This window comes from Phocaeicola oris (genome assembly GCF_021295095.1).
GTDB lineage: Bacteria > Bacteroidota > Bacteroidia > Bacteroidales > Bacteroidaceae > Phocaeicola > Phocaeicola oris.
In genome coordinates this window covers 1-17,025 of record NZ_JAJLQX010000027.1, presented here as the reverse complement: position 1 = coordinate 17,025, position 17,025 = coordinate 1, and the positions used below count along the sequence as shown (strand labels likewise).

The 17,025-nt window shown below is 38.7% G+C and carries 9 protein-coding genes; 6 read left to right on the top strand and 3 right to left on the bottom strand.

What is annotated here, in order from left to right:
• The first annotated feature begins 10 nt into the window (after window positions 1-10).
• On the top strand, window positions 11-1,009 hold the full coding sequence (gene dusB / locus LO761_RS11335; RefSeq protein WP_272818395.1) for a tRNA dihydrouridine synthase DusB: 999 nt from the start codon (window positions 11-13) through the stop codon (window positions 1,007-1,009).
• Window positions 1,010-1,011: 2 nt separating this feature from the next.
• On the opposite strand, the gene LO761_RS11330 is transcribed toward dusB, so the two are convergent.
• The 3 genes from LO761_RS11330 to LO761_RS11320 form a co-directional block, all read right to left on the bottom strand.
• The gene (locus LO761_RS11330) at window positions 1,012-1,812 is read right to left on the bottom strand and encodes a head GIN domain-containing protein (protein ID WP_272818394.1); all 801 of its coding nucleotides are present in this window, start codon (window positions 1,810-1,812) and stop codon (window positions 1,012-1,014) included.
• A 69-nt stretch (window positions 1,813-1,881) separates the two neighbouring features.
• Window positions 1,882-2,850 carry a phosphatase PAP2 family protein gene (locus LO761_RS11325; protein WP_272818393.1) on the bottom strand — a complete coding sequence of 323 codons (969 nt, stop codon included), beginning with the start codon at window positions 2,848-2,850 and terminating at the stop codon, window positions 1,882-1,884.
• Window positions 2,841-3,851, bottom strand: a complete 1,011-nt coding sequence (locus LO761_RS11320) for an NAD-dependent epimerase/dehydratase family protein (protein WP_272818392.1) — start codon at window positions 3,849-3,851, stop codon at window positions 2,841-2,843. Before LO761_RS11320 ends, LO761_RS11325 begins: the two co-directional genes overlap by 10 nt.
• 197 nt (window positions 3,852-4,048) lie before the next feature.
• On the opposite strand from LO761_RS11320, the gene rnr reads away from it, so the two are divergent.
• The 5 genes from rnr (at window position 4,049) to LO761_RS11295 (ending at window position 16,836) form a co-directional block, all read left to right on the top strand.
• Window positions 4,049-6,226 carry a ribonuclease R gene (gene rnr, locus LO761_RS11315; RefSeq protein WP_272818391.1) on the top strand — a complete coding sequence of 726 codons (2,178 nt, stop codon included), beginning with the start codon at window positions 4,049-4,051 and terminating at the stop codon, window positions 6,224-6,226.
• Between the two features lie 554 nt (window positions 6,227-6,780).
• The gene (locus LO761_RS11310) at window positions 6,781-10,080 is read left to right on the top strand and encodes a SusC/RagA family TonB-linked outer membrane protein (RefSeq protein WP_272818390.1); all 3,300 of its coding nucleotides are present in this window, start codon (window positions 6,781-6,783) and stop codon (window positions 10,078-10,080) included.
• An 11-nt stretch (window positions 10,081-10,091) separates the two neighbouring features.
• On the top strand, window positions 10,092-11,867 hold the full coding sequence (locus LO761_RS11305; protein WP_272818389.1) for a RagB/SusD family nutrient uptake outer membrane protein: 1,776 nt from the start codon (window positions 10,092-10,094) through the stop codon (window positions 11,865-11,867).
• Between the two features lie 475 nt (window positions 11,868-12,342).
• Window positions 12,343-13,629 (top strand): Gfo/Idh/MocA family oxidoreductase, encoded by a 1,287-nt coding sequence (locus tag LO761_RS11300; RefSeq protein ID WP_272818388.1) that lies wholly within the window; start codon window positions 12,343-12,345, stop codon window positions 13,627-13,629.
• An 18-nt stretch (window positions 13,630-13,647) separates the two neighbouring features.
• Window positions 13,648-16,836, top strand: a complete 3,189-nt coding sequence (locus tag LO761_RS11295) for a family 16 glycoside hydrolase (RefSeq protein WP_272818387.1) — start codon at window positions 13,648-13,650, stop codon at window positions 16,834-16,836.
• Window positions 16,837-17,025 lie beyond the last annotated feature (189 nt).

The window sequence follows — 17,025 nt, the reverse complement described above, 5'->3', positions numbered from 1 at the left end:
AAGCAAAATAATGAGAATCAGAGAGATTGAGTTAGGAGAATATCCGGTGTGTTTGGCTCCGATGGAGGATGTGACAGATCCTGCGTTTCGTTTGATATGTAAGCGTTTTGGGGCAGACTTGGTATATACTGAGTTCGTTTCGGCAGATGCATTGATCCGTTCTATTGAAAAGACCTTGTTAAAGTTACATATCAATGACGAAGAGCGACCTGTAGCAATTCAGATCTATGGAAAAGACACTGATGTTATGGTGGAGGCTGCTAAGATAGTGGAGGCTGCCAAGCCGGATATATTGGATATTAATTTTGGTTGTCCGGTGAAACGGGTAGCAGGAAAGGGCGCAGGAGCAGGCATGCTTCAAAATATTCCGAAAATGTTGGAAATTACTCGTTCGGTAGTTAATGCGGTGAAGATACCTGTAACTGTTAAAACTCGCTTGGGATGGGATGACAATCATAAGATGATTGTTGAATTGGCAGAACAATTGCAAGATTGCGGTATTGAAGCACTTACCATTCATGGACGAACCAGAGCGCAAATGTATACCGGTGAGGCTGATTGGACATTAATAGGTAAAGTAAAGGAGAATCCTCGTATGCGTATCCCTATTATTGGTAATGGGGATATTGCTACTCCCCAACGTGCAAAAGAATGCTTTGACAAGTATGGTGTAGATGCCGTGATGATAGGCCGAGCCAGCTTTGGCCGTCCTTGGATTTTTAAAGAAGTCAAGCATTATTTACAGACAGGGAAGGAGTTGCCGACTTTATCCTTTGAATGGTGTCTGAATGTATTACGCCAAGAAGTAATAGATAGTGTAAACTTATTAGATGAGCGCCGAGGGATTCTTCATGTACGACGCCATTTGGCTGCATCTCCTTTGTTTAAAGGAATCCCTAACTTTAGAGATACCCGAATAAAGATGCTTAGAGCAGAAAAAGTCGAGGAGCTGTTTGACATCCTCGACTATATCAAAGAAAATTTCAGAGAGTCAGAAAAACTGATTTGATTTTATTGAATGTGATGTAACCAATTATTTTTGTTGGTGCTGATCTGTGGATTTCCTTTGTAATGGATGTCTCCACTACCTGAACGGTTTGCTTTTAGAGTTTCAATGGCGTAGCAGGAAATATCTCCACTGCCGGTGACCTCCGCATTTACTTCTTTAGCCATTAAGTTGTCCGCATGAATGTCTCCACTACCGGTAACTTGATAATTGGCAGAAAAGATATTGCCGGCAAGTGTAATATCTCCGGAACCAGTAACATTTGCATTAACATCATCGGCTTTAAGATTGTTGACAGAGATGTTTCCACTTCCAGTTACCTCTGTTTCCAAATTCTTGCATGTCAAACCTTCCATTTGAATATCTCCGCTTCCTGTGACTCCTAAGTCCAACGAACCGTGTATTTCCGTATCAGCTGTAAAATACATTGAACCGGAACCTGTTACTTCAGCTTTAGATATCATTGGAGCAGATATTCGGAGTTCCATCTTATCTTTATTACGTAGAATATTAATGCCTTTTTTTATTTTGCAGACCAGTGTATTATCTTTCACAAATACTTCGATGTAATTAATAACATTGTCACTGGCATATAGTTCCAATGATTGGTTGCCGGTAGAAGGGGTGAAAATTATATCACAATTGCCAACCAGATTAACGGCATTAAATGAGCCTATATTAATAACTTTAGTAGTGTATTGTCGATTAGGACGGATAAACTTTCCTGCAAAGACACAACTACAGAGATTGGTTCCTATAAAGAAAAGAACCAGTGCGACAGATAAGATAGATGTTATTCTTTTCATAATTATAATTTTGTTCTTACTTATTAGACACGGAATATGGAGAAATATTACATCTGAAACAAAAATATTTTATTTTAATTTGAAAGGTTCCGATATAAACCATTTATTGTATGCAATTTCTGTTAGCTTATAAATAATGATAGCGGAAATCCATCCTGCAATGACATCTATTAAATAATGTGCTTGAATATAGACGGTAGCGCAACAAAGTAGAATATAGAACGGGAGTAATATATAGCCGAGTTTACGTTTCGCTTTGAAGGCTAAAATCATGGCAATAGTAGAAATTCCAACATGTGAACTTGGGAAAGCTGCTGTAGGACGTTCTCCTACTTCTTGAGAAGCTTCAACCATATTATAGAAAAATCCATGATCGTATCCAGGGCCGGGAAGAAGAACATCGTTGGTATTGAAATAATCACCTATTGCAGGAAAGATGCCCGCATTAATTTTATCCATTCCAACAGCAGGAAAATAAAATTGCGGGCCGGCTACAGGAATGAAAATGTAAATTAAATAATAGATGAAAAATGCGGTTACCAACATGAATGAAACCTTCTCGAATGATTTAAATTGATAAAAGAAAAAGAAGACGGTAACTATAGCTATCAGAGGGTAGTAACTGAAATATCCTAAATTAAACGGTTCACTGAACCAAATGGAAGGGCATACTTTTGAAAATTCTACAGAAGGTTGGCAGTGGAATAGAAACTGTTCTGCAGAAGCAAAATAGCAGTCTAAGTTCGGGAACAATCGATTGAACTCGTATGTATCAGGATACCAATATGCCAAGAGAGACATTTGAAATGCAATTCTAATAAACGCTATACCTTTATATGGGAATTTGCGATATAGAAATAGTAAGCCAAAAGTAATAGCAGCAATAACAACACGCCCAATTAGCATGATAATAGGATGATCCATCCGAGGAAAGAGAACAAAGATAAGAATAGCAGTAAAGACGTTATACAGTAATGTAATACTCTCTACGGCGAAAAATCCCTTGTATTCCAATTTTTTGAATAAACTTAAAGCCATCTTTCTTTTTTATACCAAGTAATTATTTCTTTAACTCCTCGTTTTAACGGATATTCAGGCATATATCCCAATTCTTTGATGGTAGGAACAATATCGCATTGCCAGTTTCGTTGTTTCATAATTTTATATTTATCACGATTCAGCGTACTGACTTTACCCAGTAAACTTGCAAAGAATTCTGCAATGATGGACATCATTTTCAATCCCCATAAAGGACACTTTATATGTATTACCCATGGGCTGCCTAAATCTTTTTGAATATAATCGGAGAAAGCACGACTGGTATACACTGCGTTATCAGTCAGAAAGTATGCCTTGCGAATGATATCTCTTCTCAGTGATTTATACACTGCCTGAACCAAATCTTTTACATAAACAAAAGTGATGAGCTGTTTTTTATATCCCACAGACATGTCAATATGGTTGTTGATGGACTTTACCAGTAGGAAGTAGTCTTTTTCTCGCGGACCATAGATTCCTGTTGGACGAAAAATAATATAGGGAAATTCTTTTTGTGATAAGATGAAGTTTTCTGATTTAAGTTTACTGACACCATAAGCTGTATTAGGTTTACGTTCATCGGATTCTTTAATTAGTGCATAATCCTTTTCATGAATAGGGCCAAATACACTTAGTGTACTGATATAGACAAACTTTTTAGGTACCATATCGAGTGCCTGCAGTGCTTCAATGAAGTTTTTTGTACCTATATAATTGGTCTTATCAAAATCTTCCGGATGAATACATTTAGTCACTCCTGCGCAATGAACGATATAATCCCATTCTCTGTGTCCTTTTTTATACTCAGTCAATTGTTGGCGAAGCATATCAGGACGCGAGAAGTCGAGTTCGATAAATTGGATACGGGAGTCTTGCAAATATTTTTTGCTGCTTGTTTTCCGTATCCCAGCCCATGTTTGCATACCTTGGTTTAAACCCTCTTCAACCAAGAAACTGCCAACGAAACCGCTCGCTCCGGTGATAAGTATTGTTTCGTTCATTTCAATTCTTTTTAATCAAACAAAGATACTATAGTCGAAAATAAAAATCAAAAAAAATATCATGTTCTTTTTATCAGTTGCAAAAATTGACCTTATATAAATCCTTTTTGATTGTCCGAATGAAAAAACAACTATTTTGGTTCAATGTTCTAATTATTTTGCTTACTTTGTAGACAAATATTAAAATTTAATAAGCAATGAGTAAAAGTAAAGAAAAGAAGGCAGGAAAGCGATTAACAAAACATGTACTCGTCGATAAGTTAAATGGATTCTTTTCCTTGCGTCCTGACGAAGTTTTCAGTTTAAAAGCAATTAGCGCAGCACTTCATTTGACAACTCATCCTTTAAAACGCATGTGTTTTGATATTTTAGAGGAGATGGTTAGTGATGCTTTCCTGAAAAGAATATCATCTAATGAATATCAGTTGAATACACAAGGGGCGGTAATGACCGGCATATTCCAGCGAAAGAGTAATGGAAAGAATGTATTCATTCCTGAAGATGGTGGCGAACCTATTATGATTGCAGAACGTAATTCTGCTCACGCATTAAATAATGATAAAGTAAAGATAGGCTTCTTTGCTCGTCGTCGTAACCATACTCCGGAAGGAGAGGTTATTGAAATCCTTCAACGTGCCGACGCAACTTTTGTTGGAACTTTAAAAATAGATAAATACTACGCATTTTTACTGACGGAAAATCGTACTTTAGCGAATGATATCTTTATTCCAAAAGGAAAGTTAAAAGGTGGTCAGAATGGGGATAAGGCTATTGCTAAGATTATTGATTGGCCGGAGGACGCGAAGAATCCTATCGGGCAGGTAATTGATGTCCTTGGAAAGACAGGAGAGAACAATGCGGAGATGCATGCTATTTTAGCAGAATACGGGTTGCCGTATGTGTATCCTGCAGCAGTTGAGAAAGCTGCAGAAAAGCTCACGCGGGAAATTACACAGCAGGATATTACCGAACGTGAGGACTTCAGGAATGTGACTACCTTTACTATCGACCCCAAGGACGCAAAGGATTTTGACGATGCCCTGTCTATTCGAAAGCTGGCATCAGGGTCTTGGGAAGTCGGTGTTCACATAGCCGACGTCACTCATTATGTGAAGGAGAGTACTATTATAGATAAGGAAGCTTATAAGCGTGCAACTTCCGTTTATTTGGTTGACCGTACTGTTCCGATGTTGCCGGAGAGCTTATGTAATGTACTTTGCTCACTACGTCCGAATGAGGAAAAATTGACATTCTCCGTTATTTTTGTGATGAACGATAAAGCAGAAGTGCTACATCATCGTATTGTGCATACTATTATTAAGAGTGATCGTCGTTTTTGTTATGAGGAAGCTCAAGAGATTATTGAGACAGGAAAAGGAGATTATGCGGAAGAAGTTTTAGAACTGAATAAGTTAGCTCGGATTCTTCGTAAGAACCGTATGGCGAATGGAGCAATTGACTTCCAAAGAGTGGAGATGAAGTTCGATATCAATGAAGAAGGAAAGCCGATTGGGGTATATTTCAAGGAGTCAAAAGAGGCCAATCAATTAATCGAGGAATTTATGCTGTTGGCTAACAGAACTGTTGCCGAAAGCGTAGGAAAGGCTTCGCATGCTAAGAAAGCGAAAGTGTTCCCTTACCGTATTCATGATGTTCCTGAAATGAGTAAATTAGAAGATCTGAATACTTTCATTAATAAATTTGGTTATAAAATTCGCACTTCCGGTTCGAAAGGTGAGGTGGCTAAAAGCTTGAACCGTTTGATGAGTGATGTGAGGAATAAAAAAGAACAGGAACTTATTGAGACGGTTACTTTGAGAACTATGCAAAAGGCTCGTTATTCTGTATATAATATTGGGCATTATGGCTTGGCTTTCGATTTCTATACGCATTTTACTTCACCTATACGCCGCTATCCCGACATGATGGTTCACCGTTTGCTGACTCGTTATTTGGGTGGAGGAAGAACTGTTTCGGCAGATAAATATGAAGAGCTTTGCGAGCATTGTTCCGATATGGAGCAGATAGCAGCAAATGCCGAGCGTGATTCTATAAAATATAAGATGGTTGAATATATGAGTGAACGTATCGGGCAAGTTTACGATGGTACCATTTCTGGTGTGACGGAATGGGGAATTTATGTGGAGATTGATGAGAATAAGTGTGAAGGTATGGTCCCTGTCCATTGTTTGAGCGATGATTATTATGTGTTTGATGATAAGAATTATTGCTTGGTTGGACGTCGGCATAAGAATAAATATAGTTTAGGCGATGCTGTGAAGATAAAGGTGGTACGTGCCGATTTGGTGAAGAAGCAGCTTGATTTTGATTTAGTAAACGATGAGAAATCATTAATGGCACCAGCCGCTCTCTAAAATATTTCCATGTGATATAGCTTTGAAAACAAAAATCATAATTTAATTTTCATTGATTGTCTTTTACCCTGATAAACTGATATATGTAAAGATCAAAAATGATACGTATGAATCGGTAATTTTTTTAGAACCTTAGAGCCGTTTATGCGTATCATTTCACAAAAGCATTTGATGAAGTTGGAAGCTTATGCGTATTGCTTTACTTGTTCTTACACTTCTCTTTTTTAATCGTATGGACTTTTGATAGAGGCGTCCTTATTAGTTATATATGATGCTTTTATAAATAACATGTTATAAAAGGTTAAAACATTTAATAGTTTTGAATCTGTTTATCTTATTCGTTTTATCTTAGTTCGCTAAAAAATAAGATAGGGTAAAAATATGAACAAAAGGCCTTGATTCTTTAATACTATGTACTTTTTCATATAGATTAAAGTATTCTATGCTGAATAAAAAAGTCTTGTGGTTAGTTATACATAAAAGGGTTCGTGTATAATTACTTTTTTCGAAATGAAGAACCCCCAAATTCTCTAATTTTATCTAATACTTATACAATGTATAAAAGTCAAAAAAATCTATTCAAGGTGTGTGCGGGCATTGTACTTCTGTCGTGTATCCCTATAAACGGCATTGTTTTTGCATCTCCATTACCACCACCATCCAGTTATTTGCCTGATATTGAGATAAATAGTCCAAAGCAACAACAAAGTGTTACCGGCATCGTAAAAGACAGTCAAGGCGAACCTATTATTGGTGCCAATGTCTTGGTTAAGGGTACCACTGTTGGCACCATTACGGATATGGATGGAAAATTTGTGGTTAACGCTTCTAACAATGCTGTTTTAGTTGTTTCTTTCATCGGTTATACTACGAAAGAAGTACCTGTAGGGAACAGATCAAACCTTCAGATTACTTTAGCCGATGATTCTGAGACGTTGGATGAGGTTGTAGTTGTAGGATATGGAATTCAGAAGAAAGTCAATATGACCGGTTCTATTTCTACAGTAAAGGCAGATGCATTAAGTCCGATAGCTACATCTAATTTCTCTAACACTTTGGCCGGTCGTGCTCCCGGTGTAACCATTACAGGAAATTCCGGTTTGATGGGTTCATCTTCTGCTGTTCGTATTCGTGGTGGATTCGGTGAGCCTTTGTATGTTATCGATGGTATCATTCGTGATAAGGATGCTTTTGATGCTTTGGAAGCCACAGAAATTGATCAGATGAGCTTTTTAAAAGACGCGGCGACTGCTTCTGTATATGGATCACAGGCCGGTAATGGTGTTGTATTGGTAACAACGAAGACAGGAACAGCTACACCTAAGAAACCGGAATTTAATTATCAGGGTTCTTATACCTTTATGACTCCTACCATGGAACTGATGTCTGACAGAACAACAGCGACAGACGAGTTGATTTATCAGAATCGAGTGGCTGAATTCTTGGGTAAGTCCCAGCCAAATGGTGATGTTGAATTTGATTATTTCAAGAATAGAAGTTATAATGTAAACGATTATATCTGGCAGACTCCTTGGAATACGAAACATTCAATGAGTGTTCAAGGTGCCAGCGATCGTATTTCTTATTATACCTTAGCAAGTTTTATAAAGGAAGAAGGCTCTTATAAGAATATGGAAAATATGAAGGTCAACTTCCGTTCGAATGTAACAGCTAAGATTACCGATGCTATTAAGATGAATGTGAATATTGCCGGAAATCAGTCTAATCAGCGTCGTTTCTATTGGCCATTCTCCGGTGATGATGAACAGACAGTAGCCGATCTTTACCGTTGTACATTTAATTGGCCTAAGACTTATCCGTTCTATTTGTATGCAGATGGAACTCCGGCTGATAACAGAGAAGTTACAGATTATCCGGTACAGACTCCTATGGGTAGCTGGCAGGCATGGAGTGTCATCGATCAGGTTATCAGTGATCAGCGTTATATAAAGACGCGTAAACGTGAGCTGAATGCAACGTTGTCATTTGATATCGATTTGAAATTTATTTTACAGGGTTTGAGTACGAAAGTCGTGGGCAACTATATTGGTAACGATTATACTCGTAAGAAGTATTTGACATATCAGCATAATTATGTTTGGCGTCCGGCGAATGCTGATGGTAACCGTTTCATCCCGGCTCCTCCCGATCCGAACAACATTAATATCTTCACCTTCTCTCAGAATCAGGAGAACCTGAATTACCGATTGAAGAATTTGTGGAGTGAACAGTTTAACTGGTTTGTTAATTATGCCAATACCTTTGGCTTACACGATATAGCAGCTTCAGTAATATGGGAGCAGGCAAAGAATGGTGGTGAAAATATCTTTGCAAGGGCAGAACAGCCACTTACATATTATGATCAGATGTTTGTGTATTCAAACGATACCGAGCGCCGTTGGGGTGAAGGAGAAGAAGTTACAGGCGGTCGTCTTTCTTGGATTGGTCGTTTCAATTATAGCTATGCGCATAAGTATATCGCAGAATTCTCTTTCCGCTATGATGGCAACACATTGTTCCCGAAAGATAAGCGTTGGGGTTTCTTCCCGTCATTCTCTTTGGCTTGGCGTATGAGTGAAGAAAAGTTCATGGAAAGAACTAAGGGCTGGTTGAATGATTTCAAATTGCGTGCGTCTTATGGTACGACAGGTAATGATTTGGATGTAGATAATGAGGAAATTACCCCATTCTCGTATATTCCTACCTATCAATCAGGTAATTCGTATATATTTGGTAATAACTTGAATTTAGGTATTAAACCGGGGGATACGCCAAATACCCGATTAACTTGGGCTACCTCCAGAACTTATAATGTAGGATTTGATTTCGCAGTTCTGAACAGTCGATTAAGCGGATCATTCGATGCGTTCTATCGTCAAGAAGATCATATTCTTGGTTCACGTATTGTAACATTACCCGATACATACGGACAGAGTCTTGCTCCCGAGAATTACGCTAAACGCTCATGGAGAGGCGCGGAGTTCAATGCGACTTGGAGAGATCAGGCTTTGGATGGCCGGATTTATTATTCTGTATATGGAAACATTGGCTATTCAAAAGACCAATGGGATGTATTAGATGAAACTGCTTTATATGCTAAAGGTGGTAATCTTGAGGATTTATCTGCTGTTGGTCATTCTTTGAACAAAATTACCGGTTATAAGACACTTGGTATGCTTCGTACGCAGGAAGAAGTGGATGCTCTGAAAGCAAAAGGATTTAAACAGTTTGGTCGTGATCCGTATTTAGGAGGTTTATACTTTGAAGATATTCGAGGTGACGGATATTCAAAAGGTCCTGATGGTAAGATTGACGAGAATGATATCCAGTTGCTTTCCGATAATGGAGCGCCTCGTATCAATTTCGGTTTTGGTGGCAGCATTTCTTGGAAGGGTATTTCTGTTGACGCTCACTTCCAGGGAGTGGGTAATTACGACTGTATGATTAGTAATCTTGGTGATGCTCCGGGTAAGGGTGCTGCCGGTATACGTCAGTATGGTGGTGCTATTCGTCCATATTATCCTATTTGGGCTGATGATGTTTGGACTCCGGAAAATCCGAATGCCAAGTATCCTCGTCCTGTAGGTAGTAACTGGTATGAATCAGGAACCGGAAGTCAGTCATTCTGGATTAAAAACGGTTCATTCCTTCGTTTAAAGAACTTGAATGTAGGTTATGATATTCCTAAGAGTATTATATCTCATCTTGGTTTGACAGGCGCTCAGATCTTCTTCAATGGAACTAATCTATTTGTTATTTCTGCCATGACAGAATTCCAGGATCCTGAACAGGATTGCTACGATTCCTTCCCTTTGATGAAATCATTTACGTTTGGTTTAAATGTTAAATTTTAAAAGCTAAGATTATGAAGAAAATATCATATATATTACTCCTTTTGGTAACATTATTTTCTGCTCAAGGTTGTAATACGTTGGATATAGAAAATATATATAGTTATGATGCCGATAAGGTTTGGAATGATGAGAATCTGGCTAAGGCTTATCTTACCAATCTTTACGCAAACGTGTTCGGTAATTGGAATGCCGGAGCTGATGCTTATTCTCAACAAGTTGACGGAATTGCTTTTTATCAGGACTTGGTTACGATTACAAATGATAATTTTAAGCGATGGAAATATGAAACTATCCGTCAGATAAATGAAATTATACAGAATACGACAAACGGACAGTTATCACAGACTGTAAAAGACGAAATTGTCGGTCAGGCTTTATTTATGCGTGCTTATGTTTATTTCGATATGGTAAAGTATCATGGCGGTGTACCTTATATTAAGGTACCTCAGGATAAGGATAAGGACGATTTGTATGTAAAACGTAACTCTACAGCTGAGTGTTTTCAGTTTATTATTGAAGATTTAGATGAGGCTTTCTCTAAATTGCCTTTGGCTATCTCGAAGACTTCTGCTGAATATGGTCACATAGACGGGTGCTTTGCTAAAGCATTCAAGGCAAAAGTATTACTTTATAAGGCTTCTCCACAATTCCATCCTTCACATCCGTGGGATAACGCAGATTGGCAGGCAGCTTATACCGCTTGTCAGGACGCGTATAATACATTATCTTCAAATGGCTATAAATTAGCAAGCGATTATGATGATATCTTCTTGAAAGAGGCCGGCCCGGAAGTTGTTTTTGCTGTTATCAATCAGTATCCCAATAAAGTCGCTAATTGGGATAACGGAGTACGTCCCGGATCTTTAAGTCGAGGTAATGCTTCTTATAGCCCGACGTGGGAGTTTGTGAAAGAATTCCCAATGAAAGACGGAAAGCAATACAATGATCCGAAAGGTAAATACTATGTTGCTTCCGAAGAGGATTTCCTTAAGTGTTATTGGCAGAATCGTGATCCGCGTTTTGACAAGTCTGTTATTTGGAATGCAAGTCAGTATGCTGTAGGAGGGACTCCTGCTAATCGACGTCAATATACCGCGTTGGGAATTGCTCATGAGTTGGATGATTTCGGAACAAATCCAAAGGCAAATGTGAATAGTACTAACTTGAACAATTATTCCGGTTTCTTTATCCGTAAGGCCAGCGATACGAAATTGTCTCAGGCTCAAGTACAACAATATGATATTGATTATATCATTATGCGTTTTGCGGAAGTTATGTTGAATTACGCGGAAACAGCGAATGAAACCGGTCATAGTGACGAAGCAATCAGTATATTGAAACAGATTCGTGAACGCGCAGGCATCGAACCCGGCGATGATGGCAATTATGGTATGGACATCAGTTCTAAAGAATCGCTTCGTGAGGCTGTTCTTCAGGAACGTAATATTGAATTCTGTTTTGAGGGATTCCGTTTCTGGGATTTACGTCGTTTGCGTATGCTTGACCGTCTGAATGAAACAACCAAGCATGGTATCGAATCAATCGCTATTAATGCAGATGGTTCCGACATGTCAATGGAAGAGGCTAAGGAAAAAGCTTCTAAGTTTGAACTGACAGAGAAAGACTTTCGCTATATTATTCATCAGATTCCATTCTCCGGTGTAAAAGTTAATATTGTTCCTGATACGTATTATTTCTTCCCAATACAGAAAAGTTCTTTGGATAGAAATAAAGGTTTAGAGCAAAATAATAATTGGGGTGGTACATTCAACCCGACTTTAGAATAACTTTTATACAATCATTGATCCGCCTGAAGAGCAAAACTCCTCAGGCGGAGTTTTTATTTTTGTCAGCCAATCATAACAACTATTATTTTGATGCGTATAGACGTGAAAGTGAACCATATAAGTTGCCGTATTCATCAGAAGATTTCTTCGTTTCACTTAAGTGATTCATTTGTTTCACAATAGTGAGACAGTTGTTTCACTCCTGTGAGACGATTGTTTCACTCCTGTGAAACAATAGAATCATTCGTATGAGTTGGGTAATTCATACGGATTACTTTTCGAATTCTTTTGATGACAGATTAAATAGATCTGGCAAATAATAAGTGATAAGTCACCAACAAACAATCGTTAATATAACTGCTTATTTTTCATTGAACTTGTGTTATTTTAGTTATTTCAATATTCTTATTACCAAATATATTCATTACCTTTGCATACTTTAAAATTTTAAATTTAGATACCTAAAAACAAAAAAATGGCTACAAACAGACGAACCTTTTTAAAGACGCTTGGTGGTTTAGGATTGTTTACCATCGTTCCGCGTCATGTGTTGGGAGGTAATAATTTTATTCCTCCAAGTGATCAGTTAACTAAAGGAGTAATAGGACTCGGTGGTATGGGATCAAGTTATCCGCACCTATACAGCAGTGAATATTGCAGGCTAATGGCTTTGTGCGATGTTGACGATAACCACCTGAATAGGGCAAAAAAAACGGCTAAGGAGAAATACCATGAGGACGTTACTACCTATCATAACTTCTGGGATTTGATAAATAATTCTACCATAGATGTTGTTCATATTGCTACACCACCACACTGGCATGCTTTGATGTCTATTGAAGCTGCTAAGGCCGGAAAGGATATCTGGTGCGAAAAGCCTATGACAAGAACTATTGGTGAAGGGCTTGCCGTTAAGGAAGCCGTTAATCGTTATAAGCGAATGTTCCGTCTGAACACATGGTTCCGGTTCCAAGATACTTTCTATGGTCTGGGTACTACCGTTGAACCTCTGAAAAAATTGGTTAACAGTGGCTTGCTTGGATGGCCTTTGAAGGTTGTTGTCTCCGGAACAACAGGTTTCGCGTGGAAATTCTATTGGGTTGGTAAAGAGAATCTGGTTCCACAACCGGCTCCCAAAGAATTGGATTACGATCTTTGGTTAGGTCCTGCTCCATATAAACCATATAATGAGCACCGTGTTCATCAAACATTCCGTGGTTACTGGGATTATGATGGTGGAGGATTGACCGATATGGGACAGCATTATCTGGATCCGGTACAGTATCTGTTGGGAAAAGATGATGAATTACCTGTAAAGATAGAATGCGACGCGCCTCAGCAGCATCCTGACGCAGTAGGCATTTGGCGTAAGATTACTTATACGTATGCCGATGGGTGTCAGATTGTTCTTGAGGGTGAAGGCTTTGAAAGTAAGGGAGATACAGCTTACATCGAAGGCCCGAAAGGTAAAGTTTATAAAGGATTCCGTTGCACTATACCTAATATTATGGATAAACTGGCCGAGTATCCTGATCCGGAACCACAGTTGACAAGCTTCTATGATTGTATTCATACTCGTCAGAAATTCGCGTTGAACGAAATGAATGGATTTAACAGTTGTACGTTGGTTAACCTTGGTACCGTTGCTTTGCGCTTGAATCGTCAAGTATTGAACTTCGATCCGAAAAATGTTAGATTTGTTAATGATGATGCAGCTAATGCGTTGATTTATCAACCAATGCGTGCTCCATGGAAGTTATAATTTTAAAAGTATAGAAGTATGAAAAGATTAAATATATATTCCATCGCTTTACTGACGTTCTTCTTGGCGTTCAGTTTAGCTGCTTCAGCTCAGTTGGATAGTCGTAACCGTACGGTTGAAACTATTGTTGCCGATAACCTTGCTCAGTTACCTGCTCAGAATGCGGATACTTATAATCAGATTATCAGTGAACTCGCAGGTACCGGTTCTAAAGGTGTTGAGCAAATTGCAGGTATGTTGACAAATGCCTCAACAGGTAAAAACGCCACATTCGAGTATGCTTTAAACGGTATTGCCGACTATGTTAATGCTCCGGATAATAGTAATCTGAAAGAGAATGTTCGTCAAGGCTTGGTTAATAGTTTGGAAAAGTGTAATGATAACGCGAACAAAGCATTTTTAATAACATTGATTCAGAAATTTGCTACTAAAGATAATCTTTCTGTATTTACTAAATATCTATCAGATGATTATCTGAAAGGTTATGCTGTTCGTGCTATCGAGGCTACGCCGGATATAGATAATGCCATTATTGATATGGTAAAGAACGGTGGTTTGGATATGTCTTCTTTGGCTGATATCGTTGCATTTAAAAACATTCGTAATGAAGAGGTAGAAAACATATTGCTTTCTTGGCTGAAAGGAAGTAATGATGTTACTACTAAACGTTCTATTTACCATGCTTTGGGTAAGATTGGAACGATTGCTTCTTTGAAAGAGTTGAAAGCTTCCGGCGCGGAAGATGATTATCTTTCTCTGTTGAATAATCTTTCTTTTTCAAATAATAAGAAAGTACAGAAAGCTTTAAGTAAGGAAATTAAAAGTTTGCAAAATAGCGGAAAGGATTACCTCCGTATTGCAGCTCTGGAGTTACTTTTCAAATCTGATAAGAAGAACTTGACTGATAATATTCTTTCTGCGTTGAAAGACGGCAGTCGCCAGTATCGCACGGCTGCTTTGGAGTATGCTAAGAAATATGCGGGAAGCAATATCTTCAGTTCCGTTGCTAATCAAATCTCTGCTCTTTCTGATGCTTCTAAACAGGATGTAGTTAGTTGGTTAGGTTCTAATCACCGTACCGATCAGGTAGATGTTGTTATAGGTGCCATGAATTCCTCTGACACAGATTTGGCTAATGCGGCTATCTTGGCAGCCGGTAAGATTGGTGGGCGGAAAGCATTGAATGCTTTGACAAGTAAGCTGAATGGAAACAATGTTCATTATGTAGATTCCGCTCTCTTAGCTTTCAATGGAAATATTGAAGACGGAATTATTGCCGCGTTGAATGGTGATGGTGCAACTCAGGCTGCTGCATTGAAATTGGCATCTGCTCGAAAGATGTATAAAGCTTACGAAAAAGTTACTTCTTTGTTGAACTCTTCTGACGCGAATGTGAAGTCTGCTGCTTACGAAGCGTTAGCCGGTGTTGTTCAGCCGAGCAACTTCGCTGCTCTCTGCACGATGATGGAGTCTGATCAGAATACCGCGAAGATTCAGCAGGCAGCTTTGAATGCCATCAAGACACTCTCCGGCGATGAACAATATAACCTGATTAACAGTCAGTTGGTTAAGACATCTAAGGCTGATCTTTACTATCCGCTTTTAGGTCAGGCCGGTAACAGCGCGGCAATAGAAAAACTTTTAAGTGCTTATAATTCTGGAAGCAATAAGGCTGAGGCTCTGAAGTCTTTGCTGACTGTCAATAATCCGGAGATGATTGATATTCTTTATAGTCTGGCTGCCAAGGAAAGTGCTTCTAATAAGGATAATATCCTGAATAGATACCTTGCTTTGGTAAAGGCTTCTGATAAGAATAATATTCAGAAATTCCAACTTCTGTCTGATGCTTTAGATCTGGAACCTTCGACTGCTGTTCAAAACGCATTGGTTGAGAACCTTGGCGCGACAAAGAACTTTCCGGCTTTAATGGCTGTTTCAAAGTACTTGGATGGCGCGTCTAAATTACATGCCGCTTCGGCTGTTATGAGCCTTATGAATAATAAGGAAGTTAATCTGCTGGGTGGTTCTGTCGCTAAATCTATTTTGAAGAAGACTCAGGATGTTTACCGTGCTCAGACTGACGCTGATTCCGGTTATGCAATTGACCAGATTAATGGTTTGCTTGAGAAATGCACGGATAATGGTTTTGTTCCTGTTGATGTAGTAGAAGTTGCGTATAAGAAGCCTTTCAAGAGCGCAAAGAGCTATGAAAACTTTGAGATGTATATTGATTGGAAATCAGATGATGCGGCTACTGTTTCTGTACGTTCCATGCCGGAGGTTACTTTAAATCCTACCGAGGTTGCTTTCAACTTCAACGACGCGAAAGGTATGGCTCAGAAAGGTGAGTGGAATAACTTATATATTAAGGTATTAAACGACCGTATTTTCATTTCTTCTAATGGAGAGAAAGTGGTTGAGAATGCCATCATGAAGAATACTCCTGAAAGCAAGTCAATCAATGCTAACGGTTTGATTGAGATTGTTACGGGAAAGAATGGCAGTGTTCAACTTCGTAACCTTTATATCAATGAACTGCCGAGTACTCCGGTTTATACTCTTCCGGAAGAGGAGAAGAAGGCCGGTTTCGAAGTGTTGTTCGATGGACGCTCGTTAGAGAAATGGCATGGCAATACTACGGCTTATGTTCCGGTTGATGGTAACATTTATGTTACCGCTAATTATGGAGGTACGGGCAATTTGTATACCAACAAGAAGTACAGTGATTTCGTTTATCGCTTTGAGTTCTGTTTTGGTGTAGAAGGCGTTAATAACGGTATCGGCATCCGGACGAAGGAAGGCGCTGATGCTGCTTATGAAGGAATGGAGATTCAGGTGCTTGATCATGATGCCCCTATTTATGCGGACCTTCAACCCTATCAGCAGCATGGTTCTGTTTATGGAATTATCGTGCCAAAGCATATCGATTTCGGTCCTATTGGGACATGGCATAAAGAGGAGATTAAAGCTGTTGGCGATCATATCACAGTCACAGTTGACGGCGTAGTTGTAACCGATGGTGATATTCGTCAGGCTTGCCAAGGTCATAATGTCGCTCCTGATGGAGGTGACGTTAATCCTTACACAGTTGACCATAAGAATCATCAGGGCTTATTCAATAAAGACGGATATATCAGCTTCTGTGGTCATGGAGCGGGTGTAATGTTTCGTAATGTCCGTATTCTTGATTTGAGTAAGAAGAAGTAAATATCAACTTTTTAATTAGAAATGAGGGGTGTCGCTTATTACGACACCCCCCATTCATTATATTAACGTGAGTTCGATGAATTATAACTGTCTAAAAAATTGGTGATTAGCGAAAATTGTTATATTTTTATAGTGCTGAAATACAAATAAATACTAACAACAATCGCTATGATCACCGAAAGCAAAGTT

Coding starts and splice junctions, on each gene's coding strand:
- LO761_RS11295 (WP_272818387.1), top strand. CDS start 13,648: ATGAAAAGATTAAATATATATTCCATCGCTTTACTGACGTTCTTCTTG.
- rnr (WP_272818391.1), top strand. CDS start 4,049: ATGAGTAAAAGTAAAGAAAAGAAGGCAGGAAAGCGATTAACAAAACAT.
- LO761_RS11310 (WP_272818390.1), top strand. CDS start 6,781: ATGTATAAAAGTCAAAAAAATCTATTCAAGGTGTGTGCGGGCATTGTA.
- dusB (WP_272818395.1), top strand. CDS start 11: ATGAGAATCAGAGAGATTGAGTTAGGAGAATATCCGGTGTGTTTGGCT.
- LO761_RS11320 (WP_272818392.1), bottom strand. CDS start 3,851: ATGAACGAAACAATACTTATCACCGGAGCGAGCGGTTTCGTTGGCAGT.
- LO761_RS11305 (WP_272818389.1), top strand. CDS start 10,092: ATGAAGAAAATATCATATATATTACTCCTTTTGGTAACATTATTTTCT.
- LO761_RS11300 (WP_272818388.1), top strand. CDS start 12,343: ATGGCTACAAACAGACGAACCTTTTTAAAGACGCTTGGTGGTTTAGGA.
- LO761_RS11325 (WP_272818393.1), bottom strand. CDS start 2,850: ATGGCTTTAAGTTTATTCAAAAAATTGGAATACAAGGGATTTTTCGCC.
- LO761_RS11330 (WP_272818394.1), bottom strand. CDS start 1,812: ATGAAAAGAATAACATCTATCTTATCTGTCGCACTGGTTCTTTTCTTT.